The following is a 4,908-nucleotide window of genomic DNA, read 5'->3' on the forward strand; positions in this document are numbered from 1 at the left end:
CCCAGGTCGCCCGTCTTGTACATGCGGGCGTTGGCTTGCTTGCTGAACGGGTCGCGCAGGAAGCGCTCGGCGGTGAGGTCGGGGCGATTCAGGTAGCCTCGCGCGACCTGCACGCCACCGATGTAGATCTCGCCGGTGACGCCCAATGGAACCGGATTGCCGTGCGCGTCAAGCAGATACAGGCGTGTGTTGGCGATCGCGCGGCCGATCGGAACGCTGACGTGGTTGCTGATGTCGGCGCAGTCGAACCAGCTGACGTCGACCGCCGCCTCGGTCGGTCCGTACAGGTTGTGCAGCGCGACCTGCGGCCAGCGCTGCTGGAAGCGTTCGCACAACGCCAGCGGCAGCGCCTCGCCGCTGCAGAACACGCGCTTGACGTTGGTCAGTGGCGCGGCCCCGGACTGGCCGAGGAAGGCCTGCAGCATCGACGGCACAAAGTGCAGCGTGGTGATGCCGGTCCGTTCGATCAGGTCGGCCAGATAGTCAGGGAATTTGTGACCGTCGGCACGTGCCAGCACCAGGCGCGCACCGGCTTGCAGCGGCCAGAAGAATTCCCAGACCGAGACGTCAAAGCCGAACGGGGTCTTTTGCAGCACCGCGTCGGCGGCGTCCAGGGCGAAGCTCTGTTGCATCCATGTCAGCCGGTTGACGACGGCACGGTGCTCATTCATCACGCCTTTGGGCATGCCGGTCGAACCGGAGGTGTAGATCACATAGGCCAGGTTGGCCGATGTCAGGCCGGGCACTTGCGGGGCGGGATCGTGCTCGGGCTGCTTGGCCAGGCTGGCTTGCGTGCGCGCGTCGTCGAGCACGAGCACGGGCAAGGCCGGAACCGGCAGCGCATCGCGCAGTGTCGTCTGAGTCAGCAGCATGACGGGGGCACTGTCCTCCAGCATATGGGCCAGGCGCTCCTGCGGGTAGGAAGGGTCGAGCGGCACATAGGCGCCGCCGGCCTTGAGGATGGCCAGCAGGCCGACCACCATGTCGAAGCTGCGTTCGACGCAAATGGCCACGCGCGTATCCGGCGCCACACCCTGGGCATTGAGGTGGTGGGCCAGCTGGTTGGCGCGGCGGTTCAACTCGCCGTAGCTCAGCTGTTGGTCGTCGAACACCAGTGCCGGCGCGTCAGGCTGGCGTGCGGCCTGGGCTTCGAACAGCTGGTGCACCAGCAAATCGCGCGGGTAATCGACGGCGGTGTCGTTGAAGTCCACCAGCAGTTGCGCACGCTCGGCCTGGCCGAGCAGGGGCAGCATGGCCAGCGCTTGCGCTGGCTCGGCCACCATCGCCGTCAACAAGCTCTCGAAGTAGGCGGCGTAGCGCTCGACGGTGTCGCGCTCGAACAGGTCGCGGGCATAGTCGATGGAGCCGGACAGTACGCCACCGGTTTCGGCCAGGTTCAGCGACAGGTCGAACTGCACGGTGGTCCGGGCTATCGGCAGGGAAGCCAGATGCAGGCCCGGCAATTCCAGTTCGCTTTGCGGTGTGTTGTTGAGCGCGAACATCGACTGGAATAGCGGGCTGTGGCTCAGGCTGCGTGACGGATTGAGGGCCTCGACCACTTGCGCGAACGGCAGGTCCTGATGGGCCAGCGCCTGCAAGGTGCTGTTGCGGACTTGTTCGATCAGCGCGGCGGCACTGGCTTGCTCATCCAGGCGTACGCGCAGCGCCAGGGTGTTGACGAAGAAGCCGATCAGCGGTTCAAGTTGCGCATGCTGACGGTTGGCTACCGGGGTGCCGATGACGAGGTCGTCCTGCCCGCTAAGGCGGGCCAGCAAGGTAGCCCAGCCTGCCATCAAGGTCATGAACAGCGTGGCGTCCTGGCTATGGGCCAGCGCTTGCAGGCCGGCGCTGAGCTCGGCCGACAGGCGCAGCGGCACGCTGCCGCCGGCATAACTTTGCACCGCTGGACGAGGATGGTCGGCCGGCAGTTCGAGCAGCGCCGGCGCGCCCTCCAGGTGGCTGCGCCAGAAAGCGGTCTGGATTTGCAGCAGCTCGCCTTGCAGCCACTGACGCTGCCAGGCGGCATAGTCGGCGTACTGGATGGCCAGCGGCGGCAGCGGATCGTCTTCGCCCCGACTGAAGGCGGCGTACAACGTTGAAAATTCCTGCACCAGCAGGCCGATCGACCAACCGTCGGAGATGATGTGGTGCTGAGTGACAAGCAGCACATGGTCGTCGTCGGCCAGGCGCAGCAACCCGCCGCGGATCAGCGGGCCGGCGGCCAGGTTGAAGGGAGTCCCGGCCTCGTCGGCGGCGTAGCGGGCCACGGCGGTTTCTTGTTCGTGGCCATGCAAGTGGCCGAGGTCCAGTTCGCGCAGGGCGAAGCGCGCTTCGGGCAAAATGGCCTGGTGAGCGGCGCCGTCGAGGCTGACAAAGTTGGTGCGCAGGATTTCATGGCGCGCCATTACGCGGTCGAGCGCGGTGTGCAGAGCTGCGACGTCGAGGCGGCCGCGCAGCCGCAGGGCGGCCGGCATGTGGTAGGCGGCGCCGGCGGCATGGTCGAGCTGGTCGAGGAACCACAGTCGTTGCTGGGCCAGCGACAGCGGCAGCGCGCCGGTGCGGTCGGCCGGCAGCAGGGGCGGCAGGGCGGCGCCGGTGGCGGCCAATCCGACGGCCAGCGCGCAGACGGTCGGCGTGGCGAACAGATCGCGCAAGGCGACGTCGACGCCGAGCGTCTCGCGCAGCCGGGAGGCGAAGCGCACCGCCAGCAGCGAGTGGCCGCCCAATTCGAAGAAGTGGTCGTGGCGGCCGATTTGTTCGATACCCAGCAGCTCTTGCCAGATGGCGGCGATCACCGTCTCGGTCTCACCCTGCGGCGCTTCGTAACCTCGGGCGACCAGCGCCGAGCGGTTCGGCGCGGGCAGCGCCTTGCGGTCGAGCTTGCCGTTCGGGGTCAGCGGGAAAGCGTCCAGCGTGACGAAGGCGGCCGGCACCATGTAATCGGGCAGGCTGGCTGCCAGGATGCTGCGCAGATCGGCGGCGGACGGCGCGGCGCCGTCCCGCGCGACCAGGTAGGCCACCAGGCGTTTATCGCCCGGCTGGTCTTCACGCGCGACGACCAACGCTTCGCGCACGCCGTCGCAGGCGGCCAACCGGGCTTCGATCTCGCCCAGCTCGATGCGGAAGCCGCGGATCTTGACCTGGAAGTCGTTGCGGCCCAGGTAGTCGATATTGCCGTCGGCCAGCCAGCGGCCCAGGTCGCCCGTCTTGTACATGCGGGCGTTGGGATCCTTGCTGAACGGGTCGCGCAGGAAGCGCTCGGCGGTGAGATCAGGACGGTTCAGGTAGCCGCGCGCGACGCCGGCGCCGCCGATATAGAGCTCGCCGGCCACGCCGAGCGGTACCGGCTGATGGTGGGCGTCGAGAATATAGATCCGGGCATTGTCGAGCGGACGCCCGATGTGCGGCTGGGTCGAGCCGGCTTCGATCAGGCCGAAGCTGGCGTCGATGGTGGCCTCGGTCGGACCATACATATTGTAGTAGCGTGTAGTGGCCGAGGCCGCCATTGCCTGCCACAGCCGGGCGTTGATCGCCTCGCCGCCCAGCAGAACCCGCAAGGGCTGGTAAGTGGACGAGCGCATCAGGCCGGCCTGCTCCAGGATCTCAAGCTGGGCAGGGGTGCAGTCGAAGGCCGCCACCGCGTGCCGTTCGAGCAGGCGCAGGAAGTCGGCGCCGTTGACGCGCACGGCCTGCGGGACGATCAGCAGGCAATGGCCGGACAGCAGCTGCAGGATGCCTTTCATCGACATGTCGAACGAGAAGGCGGCGTTCAGCGCGACCGTCGAGTTGGCCGGCACGCCGTCGTAAATCGTGCTGCCGATGGCTTGCCAGAAATTGACCAGGGACTTGTGCTCCACCATCACGCCCTTGGAGCGGCCGGTCGAGCCCGAGGTATAGATCACGTAGGCCAGATTGGTCGAATGCAGCGGCGCCAGCACGGGATTGTGCTGCGGCTGCGCTGTCAGCGAGGACAGGCTGGCGGCGCCATCGAACTCCCAAACCGGCATGGCCAGCGTGGGCAGCGTGCAGCGCAATGCGGATTGCGTCAGCAGCAGGAGCGGTGCGCTGTCCTCCAGCATATGGGCCAGGCGATCCTGCGGATAGGCCGGGTCTAGCGGCACGTAGGCGCCGCCGGACTTGAGGATGGCCAGCAGGCCGACCACCATGTCGAAGCTGCGTTCGACGCAAATGGCCACCCGCGTATCCGGCGCCACGCCCTGGGCGATCAGGTGGTGGGCCAGTTGGTTGGCGCGGCGGTTCAACGCGCCGTAGCTCAGTTGCTGGTCCTCGAACACCAGGGCCGGTGCATCGGGCTGACGTGCGGCCTGGCCTTCGAACAGCTGGTGCACCAGCAAATCGTGCGGGTAGTCGACGGTGGTGTCGTTGAAGTCCACCAGCAGTTGCTCACGCTCGGCTTGGCCGAGCAGGGGCAGGGTGGCCAACGCTTGCGTCGGATCGGCCAGCATTGCCGTCATCAGGGTCTCAAAGTAGACGGCAAAACGTTCGACGGTGGCGCGTTCGAACAGGTCGCTGGCGTAGTCGATGGCGCCTGACAGTATGCCGTCGGTTTCGGCCAGGTTCAGCGACAGGTCGAAGTGGACGGTGGCCTGATTCGTCGGCAGGGACGCCAGGTGCAGGCCCGGCAATTCCAGTTCGCTACTCGGCGTGTTATTGAGTGAGAACATCGACTGGAACAGCGGGCTGTGGCTCAGGCTGCGTGACGGATTGAGGGCCTCGACCACTTGTGCGAACGGCAGGTCCTGGTGGGCCAGCGCCTGCAGAGTGCTGGTACGGACCTGCTCGATCAGCGCAGCGGCGCTGGCTTGCTCAGCCAGGCGCACGCGCAGCGCCAGGGTGTTGACGAAGAAGCCGATCAGTGGTTCGACTTGCGCATGCTGACGGTTGGCC

At 66.9% G+C, this 4,908-nt stretch carries 1 protein-coding gene; it reads right to left on the bottom strand.

Features of this window, described 5'->3' with window-relative positions:
- Positions 1-4,908: amino acid adenylation domain-containing protein (locus AC1RMD_RS31070; protein ID WP_492932708.1), on the bottom strand; the 4,908-nt coding region annotated here is incomplete at both ends.

It is taken from the genome of Duganella sp. GW822-FHT06D06, assembly GCF_058799615.1.